The organism is Paraburkholderia sp. Cpub6, assembly GCF_014201065.1.
GTDB classification, from domain to species: Bacteria; Pseudomonadota; Gammaproteobacteria; order Burkholderiales; family Burkholderiaceae; genus Paraburkholderia; species Paraburkholderia tuberum.
Genome location: NZ_JACHDM010000019.1, coordinates 74,688 through 88,257, shown reverse-complemented (window position 1 = coordinate 88,257; position 13,570 = coordinate 74,688). Strand labels below are relative to the sequence as shown.

The window sequence follows — 13,570 nt, the reverse complement described above, 5'->3', positions numbered from 1 at the left end:
TTACGTTTCCTCAAAAAGCTGAAGGGCCAGCGCGCGGAAAAACCGTTCAGCAGGTTTTTCCTGGCGCCGGCCCCACGCCATGTAGCGGCGTGATTATTTGATATGTTTCCAGTACGCGGCGTTCAGTCGCCAGGCGAAAAAGCTCAGGATACCGAGGAACAACAGCACCCACACGCCAAGTTGCTTGCGGGTTTGCTGCGTCGGTTCGGACATCCATGACAGGTACGACACGAGGTCGGCCACAGCAGAATCATAATCTACCGGCGACATCGTCCCCGGAGTCAGTTGCTGGAAGCCGAGGAATTTGTGTACTTTTTCGCCAGTTCTTTCGTCGGTTTCGTCGCCGAATTTCGCCGCACGCTGCCCCTGAAGCTGCCACAGCACGTGAGGCATGCTCACGTTTTGGTACACCAGATTGTTCCAGCCGGTCGGCCGCGTATCGTCGCGGTAAAAACTCCGCAGATACGTGTAAAGCCAGTCCGTGCCGCGCGCCCGCGCCTCCACTGACAGATCCGGCGGCGTCGCCCCAAACCACGCTTTCGCGTCCTCCGGGCGCATCGCCACGGTCATCGTGTTGCCGACCTTGTCGGTGGTGAACAGCAGGTTCGCCTGGATTTCGTTCGGCGTGATGCCGAGATCGGTCAGGCGGTTGTAGCGCATCAGGTTCGCGCTGTGGCAATTCAGGCAGTAGTTTACAAACAATTGCGCGCCGCGCTGCAAAGAAGCGAAATTGTTCGTGTTGTCCGGCGCGCGATCGAGCGGGAAATTCTCGTCCGCGTGAACCGGAGCGGCCAACAGCGCAAGCACGGTCGCGCCGACCAGCGCGCACATCGAAAGCAGTTTTTTCATCTTCATGTTCTCCTGGCTCGCGATTAGTGAGGCTTGAACCGCACCCGTTCCGGCGGCTGCTTGAACTTGCCAAGCCGCGTCCAGAAGGGCATGCCGAGGAAAAACGCGAAGTAGATCAGCGCGCAGATCTGGGCGATCAGCGTCGCGGCCGGCGATGGCGGTCGCGTCCCGAGAAAGCCAAGCGTCAGGAACGCGATCACGAAGATCCCGAAGAAAACCTTGTGGAAGAACGGCCGGTAGCGAATAGACCTGACCGGCGACCGGTCCAGCCACGGCAGGAAGAACAGCGAAATCACCGCGCTGCCCATCACCACGACGCCCCAGAACTTCGATTCGGTGAACACCATCGCGACGATCACCAGCACCGCAAGCAGCGGCAGACCGAGCTTCCACTTGCCGCGCGCGCGCACGAGCGCCAGCAACCCGAGTAGCGCGATGACGATCATCAGCACGATCTTGAATGGATCGGTGGTGGCGCGCAGCATCGCATAAAAGGCGGTGAAGTACCACACAGGCGCAATTTCCGGCGGCGTCTGCAGCGGATTCGCGGGGATGAAGTTGTTGGCTTCAAGGAAGTACCCACCCATTTCCGGCGCGAAGAAGATGATCGCGGCGAAGATCAACAGGAAGATCGCCACGCCCATGAAGTCGTGCACCGAGTAGTACGGGTGGAACGGAATGCCGTCGAGCGGCACGCCATCCGGGCCCTTCTTGGCCTTGATCTCAATGCCGTCCGGGTTGTTCGAGCCGACTTCGTGCAGCGCGACGAGGTGGGCGATCACGAGGCCGACCAGCACCAGCGGAATCGCGATCACGTGGAACGCGAAGAAGCGGTTCAGCGTGACGTCGGAGACCACGTAGTCGCCGCGAATCCACAGCGACAGATCCGGTCCGATGAACGGAATCGCCGAGAACAGGTTCACGATCACCTGCGCGCCCCAGAACGACATCTGGCCCCACGGCAGGAGGTAGCCGAAGAACGCCTCGGCCATCAGGCTCAGGAAAATCAGGCAGCCGAAAATCCACACGAGTTCGCGCGGCTTGCGGTACGAGCCGTACAGGAGCCCGCGGAACATGTGCAGATACACGACGACGAAAAACATCGACGCACCCGTCGAGTGCATGTAGCGGATCAGCCAGCCCCACGGCACCTCGCGCATGATGTACTCGACCGACGAGAACGCGAGCGTCGCGTCGGGCTTGTAGTTCATCGTCAGGAAAATGCCGGTGACGATCTGGTTGACCAGCACCAGCAACGCAAGCGAACCGAAGAAGTACCAGAAGTTGAAGTTCTTCGGCGCGTAGTACTCGGAAACGTGCTTCTTCCACGTGGCAGTCATCGGGAAGCGCTGGTCGATCCAACCAGCCAGCCCGGTCGTCTCTACTTCGTGTTCGCTCGCCATTACGCTTCTCCTTTTTCGTCCTTCCCGATCACAAGGGCCGTCGCCGACGTGAACATGAAGCGCGGGATGTCGAGGTTCTGCGGAGCGGGTTTGTTCTTGAAGACGCGGCCGGCCATGTCGTAGGTCGAGCCGTGGCACGGGCACAGGAAGCCGCCGGGCCAGTCGTCGGGGAGATTCGGCTGCGGGCCTTCCTGGAAGCGCGGCGTCGGCGTGCAGCCCAGATGCGTGCAAACGGCGACGGCAACCAGCAGATGCTTGTTCTCGGCGCGTGAACGGAATTCGTTGTTGCAGTAGTCCGGCAGCGGCATCGAAAACGGATTCAGCGAGTGGGGGTCCGCTACCTGGCTGTCGGCTTTTTGAACATCGGCGAGCATGCGGTCCGTGCGGTTGATGATCCACACCGGCTTGCCACGCCAGGCGACCGTCATCATGTCGCCGGGCTTCAGACCACTGATATCGACTTCGACCGGGGCACCTGCGGCCTTGGCCTTTTCGGATGGTGCAAAGGAACTAACAAAGGGTACGACAACGGCAACACCTCCTATGCCGCCTGCTACGGTCGTCGCTACCAGCCAGTTACGGCGGCTGCCATCGACGCGTTCCTCTTCTTTGTCTCGCATCACACGCCCCACTTCTGAGTTGGATTTTTCCTTCACGTCGCTTCTACCGCCGCTAGTTTGCTCGAATGGAGTCGCCATTTACAAGGGCCGATTGCCAAAAACCGTGCGAAGCCCTTGATAACTCAGGGTTTGTCCGTACCGATCGCAAACTTTTTCGCACCTCCTTTTAAGTGCCTTCTGCGGTATTCCTGCCTTGTTCTTCGTTAATGCAATTCGCAATTCAAACGGGATTGGGGATATCGATAAAGAGATGTTCGATATCGAACGATTCGGACAAATGCTTGCCCACCGCCTGCACGCCGAAGCGCTCGGTCGCGTGGTGGCCAGCTGCCAGAAACGCGACGCCGCTTTCCGCCGCCGTATGCATCACCGACTCCGATACCTCGCCGGTCACGTAGACGTCGACACCCGCGTTGATCGCCGCGTCGAACATGCCTTGCGCGGCGCCCGTGCACCAGCCGACGCGGCGCAGCTCCATATCCGGATCGCCGAACACGAGCGGCGTGCGGCCCAGTGTCTGCGCGATCTCCGCGGTGAGGTGCGACAGCGTGATCGGCATCGGCAGCGTGGCGAGCCAGCCGAGATCGTTGTCGCCGAAACGCGCGTCGCTGATCCAGCCCATCTTCTCGCCGATCTGCGCGTTGTTGCCGAACTCGGGATGATCGTCGAGCGGCAGATGGTAGGCGAACAGGTTCAGGTCGTTGGCGAGCAGCAGCTTCAAACGAGCATGTTTGCGGCCGGTGATCTGCGGTGCCTCGTTGCGCCAGAAGTAGCCGTGATGGACCAGCACGGCGTCCGCGCCCCAGTCGAGCGCGGCCTCCAGGAAGGCCACCGACGCGGTAACGCCGGTCGCGAGTTTGTTGATCCGGCGGCGTCCTTCGACCTGCAATCCGTTCGGGCAATAGTCCTTGAAGCGCGCGGTTTCAAGGAGATTGTTCAAGTACAATTCAAGTTCAATCCGATCCATATAGACCTCTAGTCTTCAGATGCTTAGACGCTTCTGGCTGTTATTTGCCCAAGCGGTGACGGTGCTGTTGGCGCTGATGTTCATCATTGCGACCCTCAAACCGCAGTGGCTGCAGCGTCAAGGACAATTCGGCAGACAACTCGCCGAACCGATCGTCGCGCTACGGGAAGTGGCGCCGGGCATCGGCACTGGCCATGCCGAAACGTCCTATGCCGAAGCGGCGCAAAAGGCCATGCCCGCGGTCGTCAACGTGTTCTCCAGCAAGGATGGCTCGCTGCCTCCCGACCCGCGCGCCAAAGACCCGCTGTTCCGCTACTTCTTCGGCGACAGGAACAATCGCAAGCAGCAGGAGCAGCCTGCCTCGAATCTCGGCTCAGGCGTGATAGTGAGTTCGGAAGGTTACATTCTAACGAACCAGCACGTCGTCGACGGCGCCGATCAGATCGAAATCGCGCTCGCCGATGGCCGCACCGCCAGCGCGAAGGTCATCGGCATCGACCCCGAAACCGATCTGGCCGTGCTAAAGGTCAATATGACCAATCTGCCCACCATCACGCTCGGCCGGATGGACCAGACCCGCGTCGGCGACGTCGTGCTCGCGATCGGCAATCCGTTCGGCGTCGGGCAGACCGTAACGATGGGCATCGTCAGCGCGCTCGGCCGCAATCATCTCGGCATCAATACGTTCGAAAACTTCATCCAGACCGACGCCCCGATCAACCCCGGCAATTCGGGCGGTGCGCTCGTCGACATGAACGGCAACCTGCTCGGCATCAACACCGCAATCTACTCGCGCTCGGGCGGCTCGCTCGGCATCGGCTTCGCGATTCCGGTGTCGACCGCGCGCAGCGTGCTCGAGAGCATCATTACGACCGGCACGGTCACGCGCGGCTGGATCGGCGTCGAACCGCAGGACGTCACGCCGGAAATCGCGGAGTCGTTCGGGCTCGATCAGAAGTCGGGCGCTATTGTCGCAGGCGTACTGAAAAGCGGCCCGGCCGACCGTGCGGGCATCAAGCCCGGCGACATCCTGACGAGCGTAAACGGCCAGGTGATCACCGATACCACGCGTCTGTTGAACGTGATCGCGCAGATCAAGCCCGGTACGGCGGCGAAAGTGCATCTGGTGCGCAAAGGTCATCAGATCGATCTCGACGTGAAGATCGGCAAACGCCCGCCGCCGCCGAAACAGACGGAAGACGGCAACGGCGGCGATCAGCCGGATGACGAAGGCGGTTGAAGTAATGCCGCGATTCCACGCAATGAATAAGGGCAGTCCGCAATGAACTGCCCCTTTTCATTTGACACCCGGCACTGACTCGCGGCACTTCAACTAGACGGCGGCGGACTCGCATCCTCCACGACCACCGGCTGCTTGCCGACGATCAACCGCGCCGCGACGATGCCAGCTTCGTACAGCAGAATCAGCGGAACCGCGAGGATCAGCTGCGAAAACACGTCCGGCGGCGTTACGACGGCCGACACCACGAACGCGCCGACGATCACATACGGCCGGATCTCCTTCAGCTTCTTCAGCGTCACCACGTTCATCCGCACCAGCAGCACGACGACGATCGGTACCTCGAACGTGACGCCGAACGCAATGAACATCGTCAGCACGAAGCTCAGGTAATTGTTGATATCGGTTGTCATCTCCGCGCCAAGCGGCGCATTGTAGTGCGCCATCACGCGGAAGATGGTCGGAAACACGACGAAGTACGCGAACGCCATGCCGCACAGGAACAGCGTGTAGCTGCTCGCGACGAGCGGCGCGACGAGCTTCTTCTCATGCTGATAGAGCCCAGGCGCGACGAACGCCCAGATCTGGTACAGCACGACCGGCAGCGCGATCACGAAGGCAACCAGCATCGTCACCTTCATCGGCACGAAGAACGAGCCGGTGACGTCGGTGACGATCATCTTGCCGTCCTTCGGCAGATTCATCATCAGCGGACGGGCGAGCAGTTTGAAGATGTCCGGCGCCCAGTACACGAGCCCGATGAACACGACGACGACGGAGAGCCCCGCACGGATGATGCGGTCACGCAGTTCGACGAGGTGGGAAATGAAGGTCTCTTCAGTGCCTTCGTTCTGGGATTGCTGGGGGTCGCTCACACCGGCCCTCGGTTGGGGATTGTCGATCTGAACATCAGAAAAACCGCGTCGGACGACGCAGGTTGGCAGGTGTGTGCCGCGCAACGCGCGCGGCGCCCGACTGCACGCGCGTGCGCCGCAGGCTCGCTCGCTTGTACCAGGTGGGCGTGGCGCTCTGCTGGACGCGCCAGGTCTTGCGTTTGGGCGCGGCGGCCGGCGTACTGACGGGCCACGAGGTGGCACCCGCGCTGCCGCTGGCCCCGCTGCCGGCGTCTTCGAGCGCGCCGCCGGCGATGCTCGGCGATACCGACGTACCGCTATTCCATGCTTCGTTCAGTTCATTTTCGTGCTTGCGCAGATTGTCCTGAACCGCCGTTTCGACATTGCTCGCGGCCTTCTCGAACTCGGTCTTCATGCGCCGCAATTCGTCGAGCTCGATTTCGCGCGTGACTTCGGCCTTAACGTCGTTGATGTACCGCTGTGCGCGGCCGAACAGCGCGCCGGCCGTGCGAGCGACACGCGGCAGGCGCTCAGGCCCGAGGACGACCAGCGCGACGACGCCGATCAGCGCCATCTTGGTTAGACCGAGGTCCAGCATGAAGTGGAATGTCCGTCAGAAACGCGGGAACGGCGCGAAGGCCGCGGCTTAGCGGTAATCGCTCGATTGCTGCGTCTTTTCCTTCGCTTCGACGTCCACCGCGCCGTCGCGCGGCAGCTCGCGCTGCTGCTGTTGCGCGTCGGCCGACGACGAATCGGCTTCCTTCATGCCTTCCTTGAAGCCCTTCACGGCGCCGCCCAGATCGCTGCCGATGTTGCGCAGCTTCTTCGTGCCGAACACGAGCGCGACGATCAACAGAACGATCAACCAATGCCAAATACTCAACGAACCCATGACTGCTCTCCTTAACCCCGGCGCCGCATCTTGATGCGGCCAATTTGCATAACCTGAAGCGCGTGCGCTTCGTCTCGATATATCTCTACGTTACCTCAGGCTGCACCGCCTCGCTCGCAATGCCGCCCTCTACGCCTGTCATTGTGGCCACACGATCGCGTCGACGTTATTACACAGCGGTAAAAACAACGACGGCGCTATTGTCCTCGACCAAAACTCGCGGCGGTGCGCATTTGCCACGCAGCGCGCCTGACGCGCGAACCGGCGCTCAGCCCATGCGTTGCCAGGGACGCGGACCCGCGAGAATGTGCGCGTGCAGGTGATACACCTCCTGACCACCGCCCGGACCGGTATTGATTACCGTGCGAAAGCCCGTTTCGCCGCCGTTATACGCGACCCCCAATTGTTCGGCCAGTCGCGCGGCCAGGACAAGCATTCTACCAAGCAGAGGCGCGTCGCTTTCCGTGCAGTTCGACAGCGTTGCAATGTGCTTGCGAGGAATCACCAGCACATGCGTTTCGGCCGCCGGACGGATGTCGCGGAAGGCGACGAACTCGTCGTCTTCGTGGACCCTGGTCGAGGGGATTTCGCCAGCAGCAATCTTGCAGAAAAGGCAGTTCGGATCGTGACTCATCGTATTCCTGACGCGGTATGACTTGGGCGAGCGAAGCCGCCCGCGCCGAGGTTCGATCCGAAAGCCGGCCCGCCCATACGGACCGGCTAGCGTTCAGACCCAACTGGCCGGATTCGCGAACGGCTTGTTATCGTACAGATACAGCCAGCCTTTGATAATACGGTACAACATCCATATGCTGACTGCCCACAGCACGGGAATGCCGATCACGACGAGCAGCAGCAACGCGCCGATCGCGTAACCGACGAGGCCCAGCCAGAACGTGCGGATCTGCCATTCGAAGTGTGCTTCGTACGGCGTGCCGGCCACGTCCGACCGTTTGACGTAGTTGATGATGATCGCGACCAGAATGGTGAGCCCGCCGGTCAGCCAATGGACCGCATACAGCGCGTAGAGCACGTGCGTGAGCGTGCGCAGGCTGCGCTCGCGCTCAGGCTCCATCGCGTGGCGGTAGACCGGCGGCGGATAGCTTCCTTGCGGCTGTTCCATGCTTGCGTCCTCCCGGAGGTGCGGTTACCGCTATATTGGTGCCGGCGCGCGCGACTTCAAGCGGAAACGCCAGATTTCCGCTCCGGCTGCTCAGTCGCCGTTTTCCTCGCGCTCGCGGCTCTTGCGCAGCGCCTTTTCCTCGATGCCCGACAGGCCTTCGCGACGCTCGAGTTCAGCGATCACGTCGGCGGGGCTCAGATCGAAATGCGACAGCATCACGAGGCAGTGGAACCACAGGTCCGCAACCTCGCCGACCAGCGCCTTCGGTGCGCCGCCCTGGCGCACGTCCTTCGCGGCCAGCACGACTTCGGTGGCTTCTTCGCCGATCTTTTTCAGCACCGCGTCGTCGCCCTTGTGGAACAGGCGCGATACATACGAGATGTCCGGATCGCCGCCCTTGCGGCTGTCGATCACCGCCGCGAGGCGCAGCAGCGTGTCGAGCGTGGAAGCTGTGGCGGGCGACGGGTTTTGCGTGGATTGCGTCATTTGTAGATGTGTTCGGGGTCTTTCAGCACGGGATCGACGGCCTGCCAGTTGCCATCGTCCACCGAGCCTTCGAATTTCTGGAAAAAGCACGAGTGGCGGCCTGTATGGCACGCGATGCCCGATACCTGCTCGACTTTCAGCAGCACGACGTCTTCGTCGCAATCGAGTCGCACTTCATGCACATGCTGCACGTGGCCCGACTCCTCACCCTTGAACCACAGGCGCTGGCGCGAGCGCGAGAAATACACCGCGCGGCCGGTCTCGACGGTCTTCGCGAGGGCCTCGCGGTTCATCCACGCGAACATCAGCACGTCGTTCGTCGACGCTTCCTGCGCAATCACCGGCACGAGGCCGCTCGCATCCCACTTGACCTTGTCGAGCCAGTTCACTGCCGAAGGATTCGTCACGTCACAACCTCACCGAAATGCCCTGATCGGCCATGAAGCGCTTGGCCTCGCCGACCGTGTGTTCGCCATAGTGGAAGATGCTCGCGGCGAGCACCGCGTCCGCGTGACCGCTCTTGATGCCGTCGGCGAGATGCTGCAGATTGCCGACGCCGCCCGAGGCGATCACCGGCACCGGCACCGCGTCCGACACCGCGCGAGTCAGCGCGAGGTCGAAGCCGCTCCTGGTGCCGTCGCGATCCATGCTGGTCAGCAGGATTTCGCCCGCGCCCAACTCGGCCATCTTGCGCGCCCATTCGACCGCATCGAGACCGGTGGCCTTGCGGCCGCCGTGCGTGAACACTTCCCAGCGCGGCGTTTCGCCGTCGGCCGACACGCGCTTCGCATCGATCGCGACGACGATGCACTGCGAGCCGTATTTGTCGGTCGCGTCCTTCACGAGTTGCGGATTCGCTACCGCCGACGAATTCATGCTGATCTTGTCGGCGCCCGCGTTCAGCAGGCGCCGCACGTCTTCGACCGCGCGCACGCCGCCGCCGACCGTCAGCGGAATGAACACCTGCGAAGCGACCGCCTCGATGATCGGCAGAATCAGGTCGCGCTGATCCGAGGTCGCGGTGATGTCGAGGAACGTCAGTTCGTCGGCGCCCTGATTGTCGTAACGGCGCGCGATTTCGACCGGGTCGCCCGCGTCGCGCAGTTCGACGAAGTTGACGCCCTTGACCACGCGGCCCGCGGTGACGTCGAGACAGGGGATGATGCGTTTAGCTAGAGCCATGATCGTGCAATTCTGCCAATACCGCTGATGAGGCCGCTCGCTTGCGGGCAAGCGGCACGGTGCCGGCGCGAGCGGTTGCGTCGCGCCGCGAGTGAGGTGCCGGCCGGAAGCTGGCGAGGTTCCGGGCGCTTGATCGTGCGACGCGCGTTACAGGCAAGCCATCGTTCGAACGAGCGCCGCAAGCCGACACGAGCGCAACGCCGGCGGCCCGCGCAACCTGCCCAGCACGCGCAGCCGACGCCGTGCTTAAGCGTCGTCCGCTTCGCGCAGCTTGTCCGCGAGCGTCTGCGCGGCCGCGAAGTCGAGGTCGCCCGAATAGATCGCGCGGCCGCAGATTACGCCCTCGATGCCCTCGCCTTCGACTTCGCACAGCGATTCGATGTCCGCGAGGTTCGACAGGCCGCCGCTCGCGATCACCGGAATCTTGACCGCGCGCGCAAGGCGCACCGTCGCTTCGATGTTGATGCCTTGCAGCATGCCGTCACGGCCGATGTCGGTGTAGATGATCGACTCGCAGCCGTAGTCCTCGAACTTGCGCGCGAGGTCGGCCACTTCGTGACCGGTCAGCTTGCTCCAGCCGTCGGTGGCGACCTTGCCGTCTTTCGCGTCGAGGCCGACGATGATGTGACCGCCGAACGCGGTGCACGCGTCCTGCAGAAAGCCGGGGTTCTTCACCGCGGCCGTGCCGATGATCACGTACGACAAACCGTCGTCCAGATAGCGCTCGATCGTGTTCAGGTCGCGGATGCCACCGCCCAACTGAACCGGAATCGCGCCGCCCACTTCATCGATGATCGCCCGGATTGCGTCACCGTTCTTCGGCTTGCCGGCGAACGCGCCATTCAGATCGACGAGATGCAGACGACGCGCGCCGCGGTCGACCCAATGTCGGGCCATTGCCGCCGGTTCCTCGGAGAAAATCGTCGCCTGGTCCATATCGCCCTGTTTGAGGCGTACACACTGACCGTCTTTCAGGTCGATGGCGGGAATCAGCAGCATAGCAATCGGGTGTTATCTGGGAGTGGATTGAAGGTCGGCGGCAGCGGCTGGCGAGTCAGCCCGCCGCCATACCGTCTCGCTAGTTTAGTACAACTCGTTCGGCGCTCCAGTGGGGCGCCGGTCGGATGCGGGACCGCGGCACCGCGCGACGCGCGCGCGGCAACGGGATGAAAAAAGGCGTTCACGGGTTCCAGTGCACGAAGTTGCGATACACGCGCAAACCCGCCTCGGCGCTCTTTTCAGGGTGGAATTGGGTGGCAAAGATGTTATCCCGCGCTACCGCCGAGGTAAAGGGCACGCCGTAGACCGTTTCGCCCGACGTATGCGCCGGGTTGTCCGGAACCACGTAGTAGCTGTGCACGAAGTAGAAGAACGCGTTGTCGGCGACACCGTCCCACAGCGGATGCGGCTGCGCCTGACGCACGCGGTTCCAGCCCATCTGCGGGACCTTGAAGCGCGAGCCGTCGTCCTGCACCTGGCCTTCGAGCTCGAAACGCACCGCCTTGCCGGGCAACAGACCCAGACCCGGCGTGTCGCCCTCGGCGCTCCAGTCGAACAGCATCTGCTCGCCGACGCACACGCCCATCAGCGGCTTGCTGCGCGACGCCTCGACGACCGCTTCCTGCAAACCGGACGCGCCGAGACTGCGCATGCAGTCGGGCATCGCACCCTGGCCCGGCAGCACCACGCGGTCGGCCGAGCGGATCGCTTCCGGACGATCGACGATCGCCACGTCCGCTTCCGGCGCCGCTTTACGCAGTGCCTGGGCAACCGAGCGCAGGTTGCCCATTCCGTAATCCACAATCGCTATCGAAGTTTTCATTTCAAGTTTGGCCGCTCTGCCCTCGATCCATCGATGCCGCCGCGCGGCGTCAAACGACGTGCCGGCAAATGCGGTCCTGCCCGATGAATCGCTTGAAGGTGAGTGGCCTGAAGACGTTGGAGGCGGTGAAACCCGTGTTAAAGCCTGCTACGGCCGTTACGTTAGAGGCTGCCCTTGGTCGATGGAATCTGTCCGGCCGCGCGCTCGTCGAGTTCGACGGCCATGCGCAGCGCACGCCCGAATGCCTTGAACACCGTTTCGAGCTGATGGTGCGCGTTGATGCCACGCAGGTTGTCGATGTGCAGCGTCACGCCGGCATGGTTCACGAAGCCGCGGAAGAATTCGATCGACAGGTCGACGTCGAACGTGCCGATGCGCGCGCGCGTGAACGGCACGTGGAATTCGAGGCCCGGACGGCCGGAAAAATCGATCACGACGCGCGACAGCGCTTCGTCGAGCGGCACGTAGGAATGGCCGTAGCGGCGGATGCCCTTGCGATCGCCGATCGCCTTCGCGACGGCCTGGCCGAGCGTGATGCCGGTGTCTTCGACCGTGTGATGATCGTCGATATGCAGGTCGCCATGCGCTTCGATCTCGAGGTCGAACAACCCGTGGCGGGCGATCTGGTCGAGCATGTGGTCCAGGAACGGCACACCGGTGGCCAGCTTCTGCTGGCCGGTGCCGTCCAGGTTGATCTTCGCACGGATCTGCGTTTCGCTGGTGTTGCGAACGACTTCCGCAAGGCGCATGGCAATTCCTCGAATCTGGCTTAAAAGCGCTAGTAATGTGGGATGGACAAACTGGCGGGCTGCTCAGTGCAGCCGTTCAACGCAGCGGCTCAGTGCCGCCGCTCGATGCGGCGGGTTACCGCAACACGAGTTTCAGGCCGGCGAGCAACTGGGCGTTCTCGTTCGGCGAACCGACGGTCAAACGCACGCAATTGGCCAGCAATGGATGCATTTTACTCACGTTTTTGATCAGAATCCGCGCCGTTAGCAGGGTTTCGAACAATACCGACGCATCGGGCACCCGCACGAGCAGGAAGTTGCCCGCGCTAGTGAACACTTCGGCGCCCGGCAGCGCGGCCACCGCCTGCGCGAGTTTCTCGCGTTCGTCGCGCAATTGCGCGGCCTGCGCATCGAGCACGCCGATGTGGTCGAGCAGGAAATCAGCGGCGGCCTGCGTCAGCACGTTGGTGTTGTACGGCGGGCGGACCTTGTCGAACTCGGTCAGCCACGCGGGCTTGCCGACCAGGTAACCGAGGCGAATGCCGGCGAGGCCCAGCTTCGACACCGTGCGCATCACGACGACGTTGTCGAACTGGTCGGCGCGCGGCAGCCAGCTCTTCTGCGCGAACGGCTGATACGCCTCGTCGATCACGACGAGGTTCTTGCCCGCCGCGGCGATGATGCGCTCGATTTCGGCGTCATCGAACAGCGTGCCAGTCGGGTTGTTCGGATACGCGAGATAGATGATCGCCGGTTCATGCTCGGCGATCGCCGCGAGCATCGCGTCGGTATCGAGCGTGAAGTCGGCTTTGAGCGGCACGCCGACGAATTCGAGATTCGCCAGCTTCGCCGACATCTGATACATGACGAAGCCCGGCACCGGCGCGAGCACCTTCGCGCCCGGCTTCGCGCACGCGACCGACATGATGCTGATGATTTCATCCGAGCCATTGCCGAGCAGCACGTCGCACCCCGCCGGCACGCCCATCACGTGACGAATGCGCTCGATCAACTGCTCGGGGCGCGGCGCCGGATAACGGTTCAGCGCGACGCCGGCCAGACGCTCGCCGAGATGCGCGGCAAGTTCCGGCGGCAGCGGAAACGGGTTTTCCATCGCGTCGAGCTTGATGAAGCCGGTGGCGTCCGGAACCGGATAGCTCGTCATTGCGAGCACGTCGCTGCGGATGATGTCTTGAGGTGTCGTCATAGGTTCGGGGGCCGGTCCGTGCGAAAGACGCCGGGTCGGCGTCGTCGGCATGGGGCGCTCGGGTTGGTCTCTGTCGTCGTTATTGAACGGGGCGGGTGGGCTCGAGCCGTCGCTCGAGCGGGTGGAAGCCGGAAAACATGGAAGCCGGTCGATGCGGCGGCGGTTGCCGCCCTCGCCGCTTCTCCTGCTCCCGCTTA

General features: G+C 62.7%; 17 protein-coding genes. 1 reads left to right on the top strand and 16 read right to left on the bottom strand.

Annotation, left to right across the window (positions count from 1 at the left end; genetic code table 11):
- Positions 1-93: 93 nt before the first annotated feature.
- From HDG33_RS26415 to HDG33_RS26400, 4 genes are all read right to left on the bottom strand, one after another.
- Complete coding sequence (locus HDG33_RS26415) at positions 94-849, bottom strand: cytochrome c1 (RefSeq protein ID WP_184035829.1); 756 nt, start codon at positions 847-849, stop codon at positions 94-96.
- Positions 850-872: 23 nt separating this feature from the next.
- The gene (locus tag HDG33_RS26410) at positions 873-2,252 is read right to left on the bottom strand and encodes a cytochrome bc complex cytochrome b subunit (protein ID WP_184035820.1); all 1,380 of its coding nucleotides are present in this window, start codon (positions 2,250-2,252) and stop codon (positions 873-875) included.
- Complete coding sequence (gene petA / locus HDG33_RS26405; RefSeq protein WP_090802072.1) at positions 2,252-2,872, bottom strand: ubiquinol-cytochrome c reductase iron-sulfur subunit; 621 nt, start codon at positions 2,870-2,872, stop codon at positions 2,252-2,254. Before petA ends, HDG33_RS26410 begins: the two co-directional genes overlap by 1 nt.
- Before the next feature lie 220 nt (positions 2,873-3,092).
- Positions 3,093-3,839: a Nif3-like dinuclear metal center hexameric protein gene (locus HDG33_RS26400; RefSeq protein ID WP_090802074.1), complete on the bottom strand. Its 747-nt coding sequence runs from the start codon at positions 3,837-3,839 to the stop codon at positions 3,093-3,095.
- A gap of 19 nt (positions 3,840-3,858) precedes the next feature.
- On the opposite strand from HDG33_RS26400, the gene HDG33_RS26395 reads away from it, so the two are divergent.
- Positions 3,859-5,079, top strand: a complete 1,221-nt coding sequence (locus HDG33_RS26395; RefSeq protein WP_184035815.1) for a Do family serine endopeptidase — start codon at positions 3,859-3,861, stop codon at positions 5,077-5,079.
- An 89-nt stretch (positions 5,080-5,168) separates the two neighbouring features.
- Here HDG33_RS26395 and tatC read toward each other — a convergent pair whose 3' ends face one another.
- The 12 genes from tatC to hisC all read right to left on the bottom strand — a co-directional run bounded on the left by tatC (position 5,169) and on the right by hisC (position 13,373).
- On the bottom strand, positions 5,169-5,954 hold the full coding sequence (gene tatC / locus HDG33_RS26390) for a twin-arginine translocase subunit TatC (protein WP_184035812.1): 786 nt from the start codon (positions 5,952-5,954) through the stop codon (positions 5,169-5,171).
- 34 nt (positions 5,955-5,988) lie between these two features.
- Complete coding sequence (gene tatB / locus HDG33_RS26385) at positions 5,989-6,531, bottom strand: Sec-independent protein translocase protein TatB (protein ID WP_090802078.1); 543 nt, start codon at positions 6,529-6,531, stop codon at positions 5,989-5,991.
- A 48-nt stretch (positions 6,532-6,579) separates the two neighbouring features.
- Positions 6,580-6,825 carry a Sec-independent protein translocase subunit TatA gene (gene tatA / locus HDG33_RS26380; RefSeq protein WP_184035809.1) on the bottom strand — a complete coding sequence of 82 codons (246 nt, stop codon included), beginning with the start codon at positions 6,823-6,825 and terminating at the stop codon, positions 6,580-6,582.
- 268 nt (positions 6,826-7,093) lie between these two features.
- Positions 7,094-7,459: a histidine triad nucleotide-binding protein gene (locus HDG33_RS26375; protein WP_184035806.1), complete on the bottom strand. Its 366-nt coding sequence runs from the start codon at positions 7,457-7,459 to the stop codon at positions 7,094-7,096.
- Between the two features lie 93 nt (positions 7,460-7,552).
- On the bottom strand, positions 7,553-7,948 hold the full coding sequence (locus HDG33_RS26370) for a hypothetical protein (protein WP_184035804.1): 396 nt from the start codon (positions 7,946-7,948) through the stop codon (positions 7,553-7,555).
- A 90-nt stretch (positions 7,949-8,038) separates the two neighbouring features.
- The gene (locus tag HDG33_RS26365; RefSeq protein ID WP_184009180.1) at positions 8,039-8,434 is read right to left on the bottom strand and encodes a phosphoribosyl-ATP diphosphatase; all 396 of its coding nucleotides are present in this window, start codon (positions 8,432-8,434) and stop codon (positions 8,039-8,041) included.
- Complete coding sequence (hisI, locus tag HDG33_RS26360; protein WP_184035801.1) at positions 8,431-8,841, bottom strand: phosphoribosyl-AMP cyclohydrolase; 411 nt, start codon at positions 8,839-8,841, stop codon at positions 8,431-8,433. Before hisI ends, HDG33_RS26365 begins: the two co-directional genes overlap by 4 nt.
- A 1-nt stretch (position 8,842) precedes the next feature.
- Entirely contained in the window at positions 8,843-9,616 is a 774-nt protein-coding gene (gene hisF / locus HDG33_RS26355) for an imidazole glycerol phosphate synthase subunit HisF (protein ID WP_184035799.1), read from the bottom strand.
- 246 nt (positions 9,617-9,862) lie between these two features.
- Positions 9,863-10,615, bottom strand: coding sequence for a 1-(5-phosphoribosyl)-5-[(5-phosphoribosylamino)methylideneamino]imidazole-4-carboxamide isomerase (gene hisA, locus HDG33_RS26350; RefSeq protein WP_090802089.1), 753 nt, complete (start codon positions 10,613-10,615; stop codon positions 9,863-9,865).
- Positions 10,616-10,796: 181 nt separating this feature from the next.
- On the bottom strand, positions 10,797-11,438 hold the full coding sequence (gene hisH / locus HDG33_RS26345) for an imidazole glycerol phosphate synthase subunit HisH (RefSeq protein WP_184035773.1): 642 nt from the start codon (positions 11,436-11,438) through the stop codon (positions 10,797-10,799).
- Positions 11,439-11,599: 161 nt separating this feature from the next.
- Positions 11,600-12,187 (bottom strand): imidazoleglycerol-phosphate dehydratase HisB, encoded by a 588-nt coding sequence (gene hisB, locus HDG33_RS26340; RefSeq protein ID WP_027199020.1) that lies wholly within the window; start codon positions 12,185-12,187, stop codon positions 11,600-11,602.
- Between the two features lie 115 nt (positions 12,188-12,302).
- Complete coding sequence (hisC, locus tag HDG33_RS26335; RefSeq protein WP_184035760.1) at positions 12,303-13,373, bottom strand: histidinol-phosphate transaminase; 1,071 nt, start codon at positions 13,371-13,373, stop codon at positions 12,303-12,305.
- Positions 13,374-13,570: the final 197 nt, after the last annotated feature.

What these genes read in the sequence shown, in the direction of transcription:
- hisC (WP_184035760.1), bottom strand. Translation starts at nt 13,373, where the DNA reads ATGACGACACCTCAAGACATCATCCGCAGCGACGTGCTCGCAATGACG.
- HDG33_RS26365 (WP_184009180.1), bottom strand. Translation starts at nt 8,434, where the DNA reads ATGACGCAATCCACGCAAAACCCGTCGCCCGCCACAGCTTCCACGCTC.
- hisH (WP_184035773.1), bottom strand. Translation starts at nt 11,438, where the DNA reads ATGAAAACTTCGATAGCGATTGTGGATTACGGAATGGGCAACCTGCGC.
- HDG33_RS26375 (WP_184035806.1), bottom strand. Translation starts at nt 7,459, where the DNA reads ATGAGTCACGATCCGAACTGCCTTTTCTGCAAGATTGCTGCTGGCGAA.
- hisA (WP_090802089.1), bottom strand. Translation starts at nt 10,615, where the DNA reads ATGCTGCTGATTCCCGCCATCGACCTGAAAGACGGTCAGTGTGTACGC.
- hisB (WP_027199020.1), bottom strand. Translation starts at nt 12,187, where the DNA reads ATGCGCCTTGCGGAAGTCGTTCGCAACACCAGCGAAACGCAGATCCGT.
- HDG33_RS26395 (WP_184035815.1), top strand. Translation starts at nt 3,859, where the DNA reads ATGCTTAGACGCTTCTGGCTGTTATTTGCCCAAGCGGTGACGGTGCTG.
- petA (WP_090802072.1), bottom strand. Translation starts at nt 2,872, where the DNA reads ATGCGAGACAAAGAAGAGGAACGCGTCGATGGCAGCCGCCGTAACTGG.
- hisF (WP_184035799.1), bottom strand. Translation starts at nt 9,616, where the DNA reads ATGGCTCTAGCTAAACGCATCATCCCCTGTCTCGACGTCACCGCGGGC.
- tatA (WP_184035809.1), bottom strand. Translation starts at nt 6,825, where the DNA reads ATGGGTTCGTTGAGTATTTGGCATTGGTTGATCGTTCTGTTGATCGTC.
- HDG33_RS26415 (WP_184035829.1), bottom strand. Translation starts at nt 849, where the DNA reads ATGAAAAAACTGCTTTCGATGTGCGCGCTGGTCGGCGCGACCGTGCTT.
- tatB (WP_090802078.1), bottom strand. Translation starts at nt 6,531, where the DNA reads ATGCTGGACCTCGGTCTAACCAAGATGGCGCTGATCGGCGTCGTCGCG.
- HDG33_RS26370 (WP_184035804.1), bottom strand. Translation starts at nt 7,948, where the DNA reads ATGGAACAGCCGCAAGGAAGCTATCCGCCGCCGGTCTACCGCCACGCG.
- HDG33_RS26410 (WP_184035820.1), bottom strand. Translation starts at nt 2,252, where the DNA reads ATGGCGAGCGAACACGAAGTAGAGACGACCGGGCTGGCTGGTTGGATC.
- HDG33_RS26400 (WP_090802074.1), bottom strand. Translation starts at nt 3,839, where the DNA reads ATGGATCGGATTGAACTTGAATTGTACTTGAACAATCTCCTTGAAACC.